Genomic DNA, 15,263 nt, shown 5'->3' with positions numbered 1-15,263 from the left:
AAATAATCACTTAATCCGAAATGGCACGTTCTTGGATTGTATGTAACACGTACAAACCCTTAAAACATTATTATGAGAAACTTTAAATTAGTCATTTCAATCCTGATGACCTGTCTTTTATTTGCAGATTTTACTCAGGCTCAGGATGTAACGCATGTGAAATCCATTGTCAAAGAACTGGCATCTGAAAAATACCATGGCAGGTGTTATACAAACCGTGGTGCCGACAAAGCAGCCAACTACATCCAATCAAAATTTGAAGATGCAGGATTACAACCGGTTGAAAAACAATGGATGCAACCCTTCAGCTTTGATATTAACCAAATAAAAAAAGTAAAGCTTAAGATTGACGGCAAAGAACTGCTACCGGGAGCAGATTATGTTGTAAGACGCAACAGTCCGTCCGTAAAAGGAACATGGGAACTGAAACATGTTACACCAGAGCACCTGAAAAACCCTCTAAAAATGGCAGCCTTGCTCAAATCCGATATTGAAAAACATTTTTTTGTGGTTGATATTGATGACTTTCGCAAGCACCGAAAAATGTATGATTCTGCCTCAAAAATGCTTTTTTTAGGTGAAGCCAAAAAATTCATACTACTTCAGGAGGCCGCTATTAAAGATTATGTGGTTTATGGCCGGAGAAAGAGTGAAAGTGTTGTTATAAGCATTAGAAAAAAAGCGTTCAATGATAATGCGAAAAGCCTTTCCATTAAGCTTAAAACAGCATTCAACAACATCACAACCAACAATGTAATGGCCATGTTGCCGAGTGAGTCTGAGCACGATTCCGTAATAATTATTTGTGGCCATTATGATCATTTAGGAGAGATGGGGCCAAAAACCTGGTTTCCGGGAGCAGATGACAATGCATCATCGATTGCAGCAATGATTGAGTTGGCAAGCTACCTGAAGGACCAGCAAAACCCACCTGAAAAAAATATTTTGTTTGTCGGTTTCAGCGGCGAGGAAGCCGGGTTAATCGGTTCAAAATACTTTACTGAAAATTTACCTGTACAAAAGTCCAACATCTGTTATGTATTAAATCTGGATATGATTGGTTTCGGAAAATCAGGTTTGCAAATTTGGAATGGGAAAAATGAAACCCGTCTGGTGAAACGGTTAAAAAACATAAACAGTCGTTATGAATTATTAGACACGCTAATTATAAAAGAAAACACACCCAATAGCGATCATCATTATTTTACAAAAAAAGATATTCCCGCCTTGTTTTTCTCAACAGGTGTAGCACCCTCAAAGTATTACCATACTGTATATGATACATATGAAAATACTGATTTAGCTAAAATGCGTGAAATATTGCAACTTGTGGCCAGGATGGTAATGTCTGAAGAAAGCTTGTCGGTCCAAAAATAAAAACAAAACTGCATCATAAAAAAATGGTATCGTTCCTATTCCGTATAATTACAGAAAGGGAACGATACCTAAAAAATCTTGAACGAAAGCAGCCTTTCAATAAACTTTTGAAAATATGCTTCGTTTTTGCGCATTCCAATATTACTTCCAGGGCAAGATAAAACCCTGAAAGGTCATCGAACACTTACTTTGTTAAACCGCCTTTAAGTAATTAGGCGTTATTATCATCATTCAAATCGTCAAAATCTACATCGGTAAATTTCTCGGTTGGCTCCTCTTTCCCTTCGCTTTTAACCTCGTGGTTATCTTTTGGCTTTAGCTCGGGCTGGTTGGCTCTAATGTATTCAACAACTTCTTCCAATCCTTCAGCAAACTTGTCAAAGTCCTCTTTATAAAGGAAAAGTTTGTGCTTTTCGTAGTAGAAAGTGCCGTCCTGATTAAACTTCTTCTTACTTTCAGTGATGGTCAGGTAATAATCGTTTCTACGAGTAGCCTTTACATCAAAGAAATAAGTACGTTTGCCGGCCCTAACTGCTTTAGCATAAATTTCTTCTCTCCCTTTGTCTTTTCCGTTTGCTTTGTTCTCAAATCCTTCCATTATTCAAACATTTTCAATTTCAACAATCAATGACAAAAATAGAAATTATTTTCTGTTTAGAACATTAAAGAATAAAAAACGGCCAAACAATTTTACAGATCCAAAAAGTTTGTGTTAAATACCCCAAAATCCGCAAACAAAAAAATTCTAAATTAAGGCATAGTTTCGAAAGTTAGGCATAAGAAAAATTCACTACGTCGCTATGTTACCCCTGGGCAACCTGAGTATAATTGAATTTTTAAACTATTTTCGTTAAAAAAAGCATCTGATATGCTCATGATAAAGACATTTCCATTACTTTTGCAAACTAACAAGGAAATTGAAGGAGTATGATAAGCAGAAGGCTACTGAGAATAAAAAACATGCACATAGTATATGCATGGCTACGCAACCCGGAAGGATCTATGGGTCAGTATCAGAAAGAGTTACAAAAAAGCGTAAAAAGCTTTGAAGATCTTTACTATACTTTTTTTCAGCTCCTCATAGATATTCATCACTACCTTTTGCAGGAAATTGAGCGGAAAAGAGCAAAACACCTACCCACGGAGGAAGAGCTAAACCCTAATATGCGGTTTATAGAAAATCCTGCAATACAGGCACTTGCTAATGATGAGCATATACAAAGTTATGTACGTAACAATTATATAAGTTGGAATGATGATAGCGATCTCGTAAAAAAGTTAGCCCAGCAAATAGAAGAAAGCAATTTTTATAACCGATACATGGTTAAAGAAGAAGAACCTGACCATAAAGCGCATAAAGAAGTAATTATTACAATTCTAACTGACATCATTGCCACTTCCGACCCGCTGTTCGAAGCACTCGAAGAAAAGTCCGTATATTGGAACGATGATATTGAACTGGTGCTCAGCATGAATATAAGAACCATTGAGCGCATAAAAAGGACATACCGGATAAAACCCATGAAACTGTTTAAAAACGAAGCTGACGAAGCGTTCGTTTACGACCTTTATAGAAAAACAGCAGCTCATTTTGACGAGCATCAGAAAATTATAAAAGAAACTGCCAGCAACTGGGAGCTTGACAGAATTGCATTGATGGATAAAGTTATTATTGCATTGGGGATAACAGAACTAAGAAACTTTCCGGAAATACCTGTCAGAGTGACACTCAATGAGTATATTGAAATGGCCAAATATTATTCCACAGAAAAGAGTAATACTTTTGTAAATGGCGTTTTGGACAAAATTGTACTTAACCTCAAAAATAATAAAGAACTGAACAAAATTGATGGTTCAATTTTTGATAAAAATAAGAATAATCATTAAAAAGAAATAACTATGATACGAATCACAGGATTAATATTTATTATTCTGTTAGCTTTTGGATGTAACAATGGAGATAAAGATACCGTTACAGCCGAAATGGTAAAAAACCCAGTAAGCGGAAAAGCTGATAACAAACAAATGGAAATGCCTGAAATTACGTTTATCGATGAAAATAGCGATAATCCGAAATATTTTGATTTTGGCGTCATTATTCAGGGAGAACGAGTTGTACATACCTTCCGTTTTAAAAATACAGGAAATGACGACTTAGTTATACGTTCCACCAGTTCCACCTGTGGCTGTACAGTATCATCTTATACAAAAGAACCCATAGCGCCCGGAAAAACCGGTAAAATTGACGTTAGTTTTTCTAGTGCCGGTCGTAAAGGCCGTCAACACAAAGCGGTTACCGTGCTCACTAATGCACAACCCGCATCAAAAAAATTAGTTATCGAAGCAAATGTTGTAGTACCAAATTAAAATAAACTTTATGGACATTTTATTAATGATGTCGCCAGAAGGCGAAACAGGAGGTTTAGGGGCATTTTTACCCTTAATAATTATAATCGTAATTTTTTACTTTTTCATGATTCGCCCACAAATGAAGCGACAAAAAGAAGCTCGCAAATTTAGAGAAAACATTCAAAAAGGCGATAAAGTACTCACTATCGGGGGTATTTACGGAAAAGTAACAGACGTAAGTGAAAAACAGGTAGATCTGGAAATCTCAGATAATATCAGGGTTAAAGTTGACAAAACAGCTCTGATTAAAGATACAAGCGAACTTAGTAATGCAAACCGCTAAAATCTGAGTAGACCTGCACAACGTCTCCAGTTAATTCACTTACTTGTGAGATGTATAAAATACAAAAGCTGCTTAATAGTTAAAATTAAAAATCGTTTACTATAAGCAGCTTTTTTACAAATATATTTCAAAGGCATTCAACTGGTTTTGTGAAATTTAACATTCTTATCTGCTTTATAGATAAATATACAATTTTGAAAATATGTTATGCAGGACCATTTTTAAGGCAAGTACATTAAAACTCACAAGGTTTTCTTATCTTCGCTTAAAAAATTACTCGTGACAAAAGATAATCTACAGAAAAGCACCCATAATAAGCCTAAGCTCAGCAACTGGAAAAAGCAGATTGGAAATATTGATAGAAGAATACCAATATTTCTGATATTTATAGCTATCAGCGCTTTTCTTTGGCTAATGAATGCTTTATCGAAAAACTATATAACGGAAATAGATTGTCCCGTACAATTTTACAACATACCAAACAACCATGTGATGATAGGTGAAACACCTGATGAAGTGCAACTTCAGGTTTCCGGAAGGGGTTTCACACTTATCAAATACACCATCGGATCTATTGCATTACCGTTTAATATCGATTTACAGTCATATTTTTCCGGCAACCAGGAAGATCAGGGACAGGTAGCGTTTCAATATTATCTTTCTGGCAAAAAAGAACAATTCGAACGTTTCCTGAACGATGAAATTAAAGTATTAGACGTGCGCCCCGCCACCCTGCAACTAAATTTCGACAAGTTGTTCAAGAAAAATATAAAGATTAAACCTGTAACAAACTTCTCATGGGCGCCTCAATACAGACAAAAGGGCAAACTCTTAACTACTCCCGATTCTGTTGTGGTCAACGGGCCAAAATCTATGCTGGATACGCTAAAATACATTATGACAGAATTGATTGAAGATGACAACATACGAAAAAACAAAGCCTATATGGCTGATTTAATCGCACCCGAAAAGTGTAACCTCCAACGGAAAAAAGTCAAAATAAACCTGCGAACCGAACAGTTTACAGAAAACACTATTCAGGTGCCAATAAGTATCACCAACAAACCAGATTCGGTAAACCTCACTATTTTTCCCAATAAAATCAATATAACCTACCTTGTTTCGTTTGAAGACTATGAAATTATCGGGGCCAATGATTTCCAGGCAGCAATAAACTATAAAGAAATCAAAAAACAAAATGAACTACAAGAATTGCACATTAATCTGTTGTTTGTTCCGGAAGAAGTTCAACTTATTCGTTATTGGCCCCAAAAAGCAAGGTTTATTATTAACGAAAAATAATCCTGTTGCATGTTAAAAATTGGTCTAACCGGAGGAATAGGATCGGGTAAAAGTCTTGTGGCCCGAATATTCAATGAGTTGTATCGTATTCCTGTTTTTTACGCCGACAATGAAGCAAAAATACGTATGAATTCAGATGATGAATTGCGCGCCGAAATAATTGAGTTATTAGGGCAGCAAAGCTATACTCAGGAAGGAAATCTAAACAAACCATACATAGCAAAAGCCATATTCAACAATCATAGTATGCGTGAGGAGTTGAATAAACGCGTACATCGAAAAGTAAAAGATAGTTTTAAAACCTGGTTAGAAAAACAAACCAGCGAATACATTCTGCACGAAGCTGCAATAATGATTGAAAGTGGATTTTATGAGCAAATGAATCAACTGATTACAGTGCAGGCGAATGAAACAATACGAATTAACAGAATAAGGGAACGTGACAATTTGTCAAAGGAACAAATTTTGCAAAGAATGGAAGCGCAGCTCAGCGATGAAGAACGCAAAAAATATGCTGATTACGTAATTACAAACGATAATACACACAGTGTTGTGTCGCAAATAAAAAATATACATTTAAAAATATTGGCTCATGGGTAAATTTGGAAAATGGATAGCAGGTGGATTAGGATGGGCACTATTTGGCCCCATTGGCGGCATTATAGGCTTTGTAGCCGGAGCTTACCTCGAAAAAGATGAACACCCCGCTCAAACCAGACAAAGAAGAACCACCACCGGCGGTTATGCAATGACCTTACTTGTACTTACCGCTGCTGTAATGAGAGCCGATGGTAAAATACTTAAATCGGAACTGGACTACGTAAAAAGATTTTTTGTACAAGCTTTTGGAGCTAATGCAGCCACTGAAGCCCTTAGAATGTTGAGAGATATTCTGAAACAAAATATCCCGCTTAACGAAGTATGCGCCCAGGTCAAAGCCAACATGGATTATGCATCGCGCACGCAACTGCTGCATTTTCTCTATGGTATAGCCCAGGCCGACGGACGTATTGATGCCTCCGAACAAAAAGTAATTGATGAAATTGGCTACCGCATTGGTGTATCTGCCGGCGACATTGGGTCGGTACGTTCTATGTTTATTCGAAACAACAATTGGGCTTACGATGTATTGGAAATTAAATCAAACGCTTCCGACGAAGAAGTAAAAAAAGCCTATCGGAAAATGGCAGTGAAATACCATCCGGACAAAGTTTCGCATCTTGGCGAAGATTTTCAGAAAAACGCCAAAGATAAATTTCAAAAATTATCTGAAGCCTATGAAGCAATTAAAAAAGAGCGTGATATAAAATAACATAGAGAAAAAACTAAACTTTTTATAAAAATTGATTCTCACAAACCATCATAATTCTATCTTTGTCGCACAAAATTAAAAGCTACTATTATGTTAAAGGATATTTTAGCCATTACCGGAGAACCCGGATTGTACAAACTTGTATCGAAAACACCCAAAGGTGTGATTGTTGAAAATATCGAAACAGGAAAAAGAATGCCGTTTTATGCAGCTGCTAAAATCAGCGCCCTGGAAGATATTGCCATTTTTACCGAAGAAGATGATCTACCATTGAAAGACATTTTCAAAGCCATTAGTGATAAAGAAAACGGCGGTCCGTCCATAAATCATAAATCTTCGAAAGACGAACTTATTGCCTATTTTCAGGAGGTAATACCCAATTACGATGAAGACCGTGTATACCCTAATCACATCAAAAAAGTAATAAATTGGTATAATTTATTGCAAAAGCACGACATGCTTGATTTTTCAGAAGAAGAAAGTGCTGAAACAGAAGATGAAAACACGGAAAAAGACGATAAAAACGAAAATGACTAAAATAACACAGTAAGCCAAACATAATACAAAAAAAAACTGCCTTCTCGGAGGCAGTTTTTTTTTGTAAAAACTTTCCATTATTTTTTTATATTGAACATATGTTCATTATATTTGTATAAAATTTGAACATATGATAACTGCAATTACAGCAAAAGACAAAACAACAAAAGCCCAATTAGACGAGCGCTTTGGGCGTTGCCCATTTTTTGCCATTTACGATCATCGTACAGGAAAAACAGAATTTATTGATAATCCTTACCGCAACGACCAGGGCGGAGTGGGCACACGGGTAGTTGAACTACTGGCCAACAAAGAAGTAACACAGATAGTTGCAGCAGAATTTGGACCCAAAGCCCAGGCATTACTTGAAAAATTAAAAATTCAAATGATTGTGCCCGGTGAGCAAAGCCAAACAGTGGAAAACATTATAAACAATATGAATTAAAAAAAGGAGGTAATTATGCCAGGTTTAAATCACAGAGGACCGGAAGGTGAAGGTCCAAAAACCGGAAGAGGTTTGGGAAACTGTGGCAAGCCCTCAGATTCTCAGGCAACCACCAACACAACACCCGATGAAACTTTTCAGCCAGGCAGAGGCTCAGGCCGTGGGCGTGGAGAAGCTTTTGTCCGTGGCAGAGGATTGGGCAGAGGCCTAAGAAACGGCCACGGAAGAAACATTTAAACATCATAAAAGCTGTTCCCGGAACTTTTCAGTATAAAAAAAAGCAAATTGTATCTAACGTTACATGAAGCTTAATTTGGTTCACACACTAAATATTCATTTCATAGTTGATTATTTTACCGGGAGCAGCTTTTTTTACTTTCAAAAATTTCATATGCACACAGACTGTTTTTTCTGCCATATAAGAACACTCGAAAAACAAATAAAGAAATTTGCGCCTCCTGAACATGTGAGAAAAAAGTTGGTAGGTGAATTTATTGATAAATACACCGGATTACAAAAACAGTATAATCCCTATGCTGCCGCCGCAATACATGCCATGATTCGTAAATATCTGAAAATTGAAGACCCCTACGAAACAGAAAAAGCTGAAAGCAATCGTAAAGCCCTGGAAATACTTAAAATATGGCGGGAAAAAATTGATCAGGCATCCAACAAACCTTATCATGCTTTAAAATTGGCATTAGCAGCTAACATAATAGATTTCGGTCCCGGACATGAATTTGATATTGCAAGGGATATTGAACGCCTTCAAGCACAGCAATTGGCTATTGATGATTCTGAGAATTTGTTTGCCAACATAAATTCAGCAACAAAAATCTTGTATCTCGCTGATAACGCCGGAGAAATTATATTTGACAAATTATTTTTAAAACAAATAGCCTGTGCAGATATTACAGTAGCTGTAAGAGGGTTTCCGGTAATAAACGATGCAACCATGGAAGATGCCAAAATAGCCGGACTTTCAGAAGTAGCAAAAATTATACATAATGGCAACGATGCCCCATCCACCCTACTCGATCGATGTAGTAGTGAATTTATGAAAACATATCATGACGCCGATATCATAATCGCCAAAGGACAGGGCAATTTTGAGGGCCTGATGTTTGCTAAAGACCCAAGAATATTTTTCGCATTAGTTGCCAAATGCAACGTAATTGCCAATTTTATTGGTATTGAGAAAGACCAAACGGCGTTGGTAAATAGCAGCCGCATTGATAAAACAAAAAAGAGCAAACTGAACTAAAAAAAAGGTACACACCCATTAAAACATTTTATAGTGAAACGAATAGTTGTCGCAAGCGGTAAAGGAGGAACCGGTAAAACTACCATTTCGACCGCATTGCAATACACAGCCAAAGATTACTATGGCAGGTCATCTACTTTAATCGATTTTGATGTGGAGGAACCGAACGACCATTTATTCTTTGATAATCTCGAATTAAAAAAGTCTTCAGCAGTAACACTGCCTGTTCCGGTCATCAATAACGATAAATGCACTTATTGTGGCAAATGCAAAGAAGCCTGTGCATTCAATGCTATTACGCTTATCCCGAAAGCGGGCATTGCAGAAGTATCAACAGATCTATGCCACTCATGCGGAGCGTGCCTCGTGGTGTGTAAAGATGATGCCATGGACGAGCTTTTTCATCCAATCGGTGAAGTTAATGAGTATGGCGACCAGCAAGATATTATTTTAAAGGAAGGTAGATTGGAAGTCGGATTGCCACACCAAACAGCTGTCATACGCGACATGAAAAAACATCATTTGCCCGATACTGATTTAGCCATTTTTGATGCACCTCCGGGTACAAGTTGCCCGGTAGTTACCACAATGGAAGGAGCCGATTATGTGGTAGTTGTTGCAGAACCCTCCCCTTTTGGACTCAACGACCTTAAGCTGTTGGTTGAAGTAATTCGGGATATCAACCTGCCTTTTGGTGTGGTCATTAATAAAGCTGGTACCGGAAACAACGATATGGAAAGATACCTGAAAAAAGAACAAATTGATATTATTGCTAAAATTGAGTTTAACCGCGAAATAGCTACAGCTTATTCCAATGCTTCTATTGAAGAATTAGTCACACATGAAGCGATGAATAAACACCTGAAACACATTTGGAAACAGATTAAGAAAAAAACAGCCTGAAATGAGAGAAATAACTGTGATAAGTGGTAAAGGAGGAGCCGGAAAAACCACTATTACCGGAGCAATTGCAAGTTTATTAAACAACCCGGTAATTACGGACTGTGATGTGGATGCAGCAGATCTATATTTATTACTTCAACCCGAAATTCAGGAATCTCATACCTTTCCGGGTGGGGCTAAAGCCTTTGTCAATAAGAGCTTATGTGTTAATTGCCGGAAATGTATAAATCACTGTCGTTTCGATGCCTTACACTATAACGAAGATGGTGTGCTTACTGTAAATGACTATAAGTGCGAAGGTTGTGGCTTGTGTAAAAACATTTGTCCAACCAATGCAATTAATATGGTTCAGGAATTTAGCAATCACTGGTACATTTCTACCACACGCTATGGTAGTATGATACATGCCCGCATGAAACCTGGTGAAGAAAACTCCGGTAAACTGGTTAGTGAACTCAGAAGTGCAGCCCGAATAAAGGCAGCAGAAAATAAGGCTTCCTATATTATAAACGACGGACCTCCCGGAATTGGATGCTCAGCAATAGCATCGGTAACAGGCACCGATATGGTTGTTATGGTGATCGAAGCAACACGAAGTGGCTTCCATGATTTTTTGCGTGCACGGGAATTGGTCAACAAATTTAACACGCCTATTGTAGCAGTTCTTAATAAATACGACATTAATAAAGCGCTAACAGCCGATATAGAAAAAAAACTCACTGAGTTAAACATACCTTTGCTGGCCAAAATTCCATTCGACAAAAAAATGGTCGATGCTACAACTCAAAGCTTAACTTATCCGGAATACCAGCCTCATGATGCCATTACTCAAGCATTGCAAAATGTGGTTCAATACCTCCAGAAACCTACAAGCTATGAAAAGAATATAACCTGAATATGACACACATTAAATGCAGCATAATGGACATAAAAAATAATAAATAAATAATTTGTACAAAACAGCCTAACAGCTCTCAGATTATTTTTCTGTTTTTTATTGTTCTTGAACATATATGGCAATGTTTTAGAACACTACTCCAAAGCCTAAATTGGTATATTTTTAGTCATAATTAAGATATAAAAACATATAAATAAATAGTTATGGCTATATCAAAACTAAAAGTAAACGGTAAATTAAACGAGGGTTTTAGAACCGAGATCGGATGTTCACATAATTTCATAGTAGATCAACCTAAAGCCGCGGGCGGCAATGATGAAGGTGCCAACCCGATGGAAGTTTTTCTGGCATCTCTTCCTGCTTGCATTTGTGCTATTGGCCGCATCATTTCAAATCAGAAGCGCCTGAACGTGCGTGCTATAAATGTTGACGTGGAAGGTTCCATTGATAAAGATTTCTTAATGGGCAAAACTGAAGAAGGACGTGCCGGATTTACTGAAATTAAAACAAACGTATCGGTTGATGCTGATATGACCCAGGAAGAAAAAGAAGCTTTTGTTGAAGAAATTGAGCGCCGTTGTCCTATTGCTGACAACATCGTAGATAAAAGCAACCTGAAAACAATAGTAAATTAGTTTTTTCATAGTAAAAAAAGGGAGGGAAACCTTATGGATACCTCCCTTTTGTGTTTTATTAACTTAAAAAGTTATCCTTACACCTACACCATGCCGCCCTGCTCCAAGAGTAATTTTATCTATCAATCGATCTCGATTCAACGCTGCCGATAACTCTTCTTCATTATAAACCTCCACGGCTTCATGAATTTTTTTATTACCGGTAGAATATATTGGTATACTAATTAATACTATTCCCCCGCCTATTCCAGCAATAAACCATTTAGGATCTTCGGCTCCGCTCAATGCCGAGACCAGCGTGTATCCCATTAATGCTCCGCCAATGGCAGAAATTACGGTACTGGTCTTTTGCAGTTTTTCTCCTTTAATGGCCAAATTATATGCCTCCCCGTTTTCGCTAAGAATATTAAATGCCTTATCGCGACTAATGTTCCATACGCCTTTATAATATTTATTGCCAAAAAATCCGGTTTCGAGCTTTAACTTGTCACTTTTCTTTTGGCCGTATGTTTCATGGAACAATGCTAATGCCAGTAAAATGGTTAATAGAAAAACAATCTTTCTCATAGCATAACAAATATTAATTCGCCGACGAATATACAAGTTTGCTTTTTATTATCAAAGATGAGCAGGCTAAAACAATAATTATTAATGTTAAAAAGAGCATGACAACTATAATTAACTTTATAATAGATAATTAAATTCATAATTAAGAACAATTGAAATTTCACCTTGACAGAAATTTTATTTTAGTATTTTTGCCTCGATTTTGAAAAAAATGAAAAATACGCAAATGAAAAAACTCCTTCTTTTCACCTTTGCTTTATTTTGTTTAGTGACATTAAGCGGACAAAATCTGCAATTGCATTACGATTTCACCGACGCAAATTCAGAAAGGGCTGATAATCGTGATTATATGACCGCCACCTTCGAAATGTTCAGACCCGACAGCCTTGGATCAACATTTTGGTTCATAGACCTTGACTTCAATGGCAGGCATCACGAGCCAAGCCTTTCATACCTTGAAATTTCAAGGGACTTTAAAATGTGGAATTTCCCATTAGCCATTCATGGGGAATACAACGGTGGTTATTTGTACAATTCAAGAATAGGCTATGCAGATGCTTTTGCTAATGTTGGCATTTTGGGTGTTTCTACCAATTTTAATCTCGCTAATGTTTCCTTCGGAACATATGCAGGATACCGCTATGAAGATTACAACAAGGAAGGTGCTGATTTCCAGTGGACCCTGACCTGGTTTACCATGCTTTGGGACAAGCGTATTACACTTTCTGGTTTTTTTGATGTTTGGACTGACGACGACTACAATGAAGTGGGTGAAACCGATGGGAAAAGGCTCATCACGATTACAGAACCGCAGGTATGGTATAACATTACACCGGCCATAGCAGCAGGTGGCGAGGTTGAAATATCGCACAACTTTATATATGGATCAAAAAAACTTGAAATATTCCCAACCCTGGGAGCAAAATTTACTTTTTAAACTTTTCTGAACCCTATGCTTCTTCAGCCGCGGAACGAAGCGTAATAATAAAGGTAGTGCCCTTATTTGGTTGGCTCTCTACTTCGAAAGTAGCATCAAGATACGATGCAAACTCCTGACAAATAAGTAATCCCAGCCCGGTACCCGACTCATTATTTGTTCCTTGAGAAGAGTCTACCTTTTCCCCTTGATTAAGCTTTTTAACCATGGCGGCAGACATGCCAATACCATTATCAGCAACAATTAGCTGTACATTTTCTTGAGGTGTCTTATGGGTACTTACCACTACCTCACCCCCTTTTTCTGTGAATTTAATACCATTGGCCACAAGATTTTGCACAATTATGCGCAACATAGAAGTATCGCTTGCCAGGGTTAAATGCGCTTCCACTTTATTGACTAATTCAACATTCTTCTGAACAGCCAGCGGCGACAGCACATTAATTACATCCTGCGTTAGCATATGTAAATCAACAATTGAAATGTGGAGTTTTATTTGACCTGATTGTGCCCTTGCCCAGCTTAACAGGTTAGTCAACATGGTATGCATGGACTTGGATGAATTGTAAATGTGTTGCAAATACCTGCGTTGCTTGTCAGCACTGAGTTTACCTTTATTGTTCAACAAAATGTTCGAAAAGGCAATGATTGTATTAAACGGCCCGTGCAAATCATGTGAGACCACAGAAAGTACCTTATCTTTGGTTGCATTCGATTCTGCAAGGCGCTTTTGCTGCTGATATAACGGAGTTATGTCAAACCCGGCCAGAATAATTTCTTCGCCAGCGGTTTTAAAGCAGGCCCAGTTATGGTTTTGTTCTCCGTGTGATGTTATCACGTCAATCTCCCGGAATTCTCCATCGCAGCTTTTCATGGCATTGACAACTTCTTTATTCTTTTGCGTATTTGGCAGACATCTTAACAAAAATTTGGTATTGATGGACGTGTTTTTATTGTGGTTAAAAACCTTATCAAATTCTTTATTTCTAAATGTCAGTTTCAAGTCTTTATCAAATACCAGGAGCATAATCGGTACATTTTCAAAAATGGTCCGAAACCTTATTTCACTCTCTTTTAATTGTTGTTCTATTTTGGCTTTATGTGTAATAATCTCATTAATAGGTGGCAATATATTTTGCAAATCAAGTAACGAGTAATCTTCGGGTTTCATTTGTTTCCCCATTTTAACGGCTACCCGCAGTTTTAAAATAAAGGTTTCCAGATTATTCCGGATAATGAGCGCATTTTTTCGTGCAAGAAAAAATATTACCATCAGCACAATTAAAATTAAAAGTAGTCCCGACAAACCTTTTCTCAACATGCGCTTGTAAAGCAGTTCTCTTTCTTTGGCAATATTGGCTTCAATTTCGTCAATGTAAACACCTGCACCAATCATCCATTGCCACTCGTCCACACCTTTAATAAACGAAATTTTTGGTGCTATCTCATTGGTTCCGGGTTTAACCCAATGGTAACGAATATACCCGCCACCTGCTTTATTTACTGCTTTCCACTCTTCCTGAACCACTTTAACACCGTTGGGGTCTGTTAATTCCCACACAGTATCGCCTGCTGTATAGTGCCTTGAGTCGATTACTACGGCCACACCATTGTAGGTATTTACAAACACATAACCAAACTTACCAAAACGTATTCGTCTTATCCGCAAAATAATATCTTCCTGAATATCTTTCCGCACATCGTCCAAATAATCGCCGCAACCAACATAAATATTAAGGGGTTCAAACATTTTCAGAAATGAAGTTTTGGCATACATGCGCGTACTATCCCCATCTGGTTTTCGCCAATATCCTTTTACAAAACCTTCTCCCTGGCCCTTAGCAATTTCCATTTCATCCTCAATAACATAGTTGCCACGAGCATCTTTCAACTTTAAAAGGTTTTTACCTTCAACCTGAGGTCTTACAGGGTATAATTCTTCTACGCCATTTACATTTACAATAAAATAATAGCCTCGACCATTGTTAAATCGAATAGGTCTCAAAGCCTGTTTGATCATAGTAAGAATTTCGCGATCTGTGTGGGTTTTATGGTTTTTGTGGTAAATATTGTTGATTATGCTCCAGGCTTCGTATGTACGCTCTTTAAGACTATTGCGCATTCTTTTCTCCATTAAGAGCCGGGTATAATGAATATAATCGATTACATTTTCGACTTCCCTTTTAACTTGTTGCTTTTTACTTGCTAACCCCTCTTTCCTGGCTTTTTCAGCGTCCTTATTAAATTCTCTGATTTCAAAAAATATAAAAATGGCAGCTACAGTCAAACCAATTGAAATACTGACAATCAGGTTGTTCTTGAATGAAATAGATGTAAGCGACTTACTTTTGGTGTTTTTCTTAATCATACACGACTGAACTAAAAGAATAACCG

Annotated in this window: 18 protein-coding genes; 15 read left to right on the top strand and 3 right to left on the bottom strand. The window is 37.3% G+C overall.

All coding sequences use genetic code 11. The features are described from left to right. Positions 1 to 72: 72 nt before the first annotated feature. The gene (locus ACTB0Y_RS08770; RefSeq protein WP_463206439.1) at positions 73 to 1,377 is read left to right on the top strand and encodes a M28 family metallopeptidase; all 1,305 of its coding nucleotides are present in this window, start codon (positions 73 to 75) and stop codon (positions 1,375 to 1,377) included. 211 nt (positions 1,378 to 1,588) lie between these two features. Here ACTB0Y_RS08770 and ACTB0Y_RS08765 read toward each other — a convergent pair whose 3' ends face one another. Further along, positions 1,589 to 1,975, bottom strand: a complete 387-nt coding sequence (locus tag ACTB0Y_RS08765; protein ID WP_463206438.1) for a DUF3276 family protein — start codon at positions 1,973 to 1,975, stop codon at positions 1,589 to 1,591. A gap of 329 nt (positions 1,976 to 2,304) precedes the next feature. Here ACTB0Y_RS08765 and nusB point away from each other — a divergent pair, with 329 nt between their 5' ends. The 13 genes from nusB to ACTB0Y_RS08700 all read left to right on the top strand — a co-directional run bounded on the left by nusB (position 2,305) and on the right by ACTB0Y_RS08700 (position 11,365). Next, positions 2,305 to 3,264, top strand: coding sequence for a transcription antitermination factor NusB (nusB, locus tag ACTB0Y_RS08760; protein WP_463206437.1), 960 nt, complete (start codon positions 2,305 to 2,307; stop codon positions 3,262 to 3,264). A gap of 12 nt (positions 3,265 to 3,276) precedes the next feature. After that, positions 3,277 to 3,744, top strand: a complete 468-nt coding sequence (locus tag ACTB0Y_RS08755) for a DUF1573 domain-containing protein (protein WP_463206436.1) — start codon at positions 3,277 to 3,279, stop codon at positions 3,742 to 3,744. A gap of 10 nt (positions 3,745 to 3,754) precedes the next feature. Then, positions 3,755 to 4,069 (top strand): preprotein translocase subunit YajC, encoded by a 315-nt coding sequence (gene yajC / locus ACTB0Y_RS08750; RefSeq protein WP_463206435.1) that lies wholly within the window; start codon positions 3,755 to 3,757, stop codon positions 4,067 to 4,069. A 279-nt stretch (positions 4,070 to 4,348) separates the two neighbouring features. Next, the gene (locus tag ACTB0Y_RS08745) at positions 4,349 to 5,371 is read left to right on the top strand and encodes a CdaR family protein (RefSeq protein WP_463206434.1); all 1,023 of its coding nucleotides are present in this window, start codon (positions 4,349 to 4,351) and stop codon (positions 5,369 to 5,371) included. Between the two features lie 9 nt (positions 5,372 to 5,380). Then, the gene (gene coaE / locus ACTB0Y_RS08740; protein WP_463206433.1) at positions 5,381 to 5,971 is read left to right on the top strand and encodes a dephospho-CoA kinase; all 591 of its coding nucleotides are present in this window, start codon (positions 5,381 to 5,383) and stop codon (positions 5,969 to 5,971) included. Continuing rightward, the gene (locus ACTB0Y_RS08735; RefSeq protein ID WP_463206432.1) at positions 5,964 to 6,683 is read left to right on the top strand and encodes a TerB family tellurite resistance protein; all 720 of its coding nucleotides are present in this window, start codon (positions 5,964 to 5,966) and stop codon (positions 6,681 to 6,683) included. Before coaE ends, ACTB0Y_RS08735 begins: the two co-directional genes overlap by 8 nt. Before the next feature lie 90 nt (positions 6,684 to 6,773). After that, positions 6,774 to 7,220, top strand: a complete 447-nt coding sequence (locus ACTB0Y_RS08730) for a DUF5606 family protein (protein WP_463206431.1) — start codon at positions 6,774 to 6,776, stop codon at positions 7,218 to 7,220. Between the two features lie 130 nt (positions 7,221 to 7,350). Further along, complete coding sequence (locus ACTB0Y_RS08725; RefSeq protein WP_463206430.1) at positions 7,351 to 7,665, top strand: NifB/NifX family molybdenum-iron cluster-binding protein; 315 nt, start codon at positions 7,351 to 7,353, stop codon at positions 7,663 to 7,665. A gap of 15 nt (positions 7,666 to 7,680) precedes the next feature. Beyond that, a complete protein-coding gene (locus ACTB0Y_RS08720; RefSeq protein ID WP_463206429.1) occupies positions 7,681 to 7,902 on the top strand; it encodes a DUF5320 domain-containing protein in 222 nt (73 codons plus the stop codon). A gap of 154 nt (positions 7,903 to 8,056) precedes the next feature. Then, entirely contained in the window at positions 8,057 to 8,929 is an 873-nt protein-coding gene (locus ACTB0Y_RS08715; RefSeq protein WP_463206428.1) for a damage-control phosphatase ARMT1 family protein, read from the top strand. A 33-nt stretch (positions 8,930 to 8,962) separates the two neighbouring features. Beyond that, positions 8,963 to 9,832 (top strand): nucleotide-binding protein, encoded by an 870-nt coding sequence (locus ACTB0Y_RS08710; protein ID WP_463206427.1) that lies wholly within the window; start codon positions 8,963 to 8,965, stop codon positions 9,830 to 9,832. Position 9,833: 1 nt separating this feature from the next. Continuing rightward, positions 9,834 to 10,727 (top strand): ATP-binding protein, encoded by an 894-nt coding sequence (locus tag ACTB0Y_RS08705; RefSeq protein ID WP_463206426.1) that lies wholly within the window; start codon positions 9,834 to 9,836, stop codon positions 10,725 to 10,727. A gap of 206 nt (positions 10,728 to 10,933) precedes the next feature. After that, positions 10,934 to 11,365 (top strand): OsmC family protein, encoded by a 432-nt coding sequence (locus ACTB0Y_RS08700; RefSeq protein WP_463206425.1) that lies wholly within the window; start codon positions 10,934 to 10,936, stop codon positions 11,363 to 11,365. 63 nt (positions 11,366 to 11,428) lie between these two features. Here ACTB0Y_RS08700 and ACTB0Y_RS08695 read toward each other — a convergent pair whose 3' ends face one another. Further along, entirely contained in the window at positions 11,429 to 11,932 is a 504-nt protein-coding gene (locus tag ACTB0Y_RS08695) for a hypothetical protein (RefSeq protein ID WP_463206424.1), read from the bottom strand. A gap of 226 nt (positions 11,933 to 12,158) precedes the next feature. Between ACTB0Y_RS08695 and ACTB0Y_RS08690 the strand changes: the two genes are divergently transcribed. After that, positions 12,159 to 12,869 (top strand): DUF5020 family protein, encoded by a 711-nt coding sequence (locus ACTB0Y_RS08690; protein ID WP_463206423.1) that lies wholly within the window; start codon positions 12,159 to 12,161, stop codon positions 12,867 to 12,869. Between the two features lie 13 nt (positions 12,870 to 12,882). Here the strand turns inward: ACTB0Y_RS08690 and ACTB0Y_RS08685 are convergent, their stop codons facing one another. Further along, complete coding sequence (locus ACTB0Y_RS08685) at positions 12,883 to 15,237, bottom strand: cache domain-containing protein (protein WP_463206422.1); 2,355 nt, start codon at positions 15,235 to 15,237, stop codon at positions 12,883 to 12,885. Between the last annotated feature and the right edge of the window lie 26 nt (positions 15,238 to 15,263).

It is taken from the genome of Salinivirga sp., from assembly GCF_055145285.1.
Note: the sequence above shows the minus strand (reverse complement) of the source record. Positions and strands in the feature narration are given on the sequence as shown.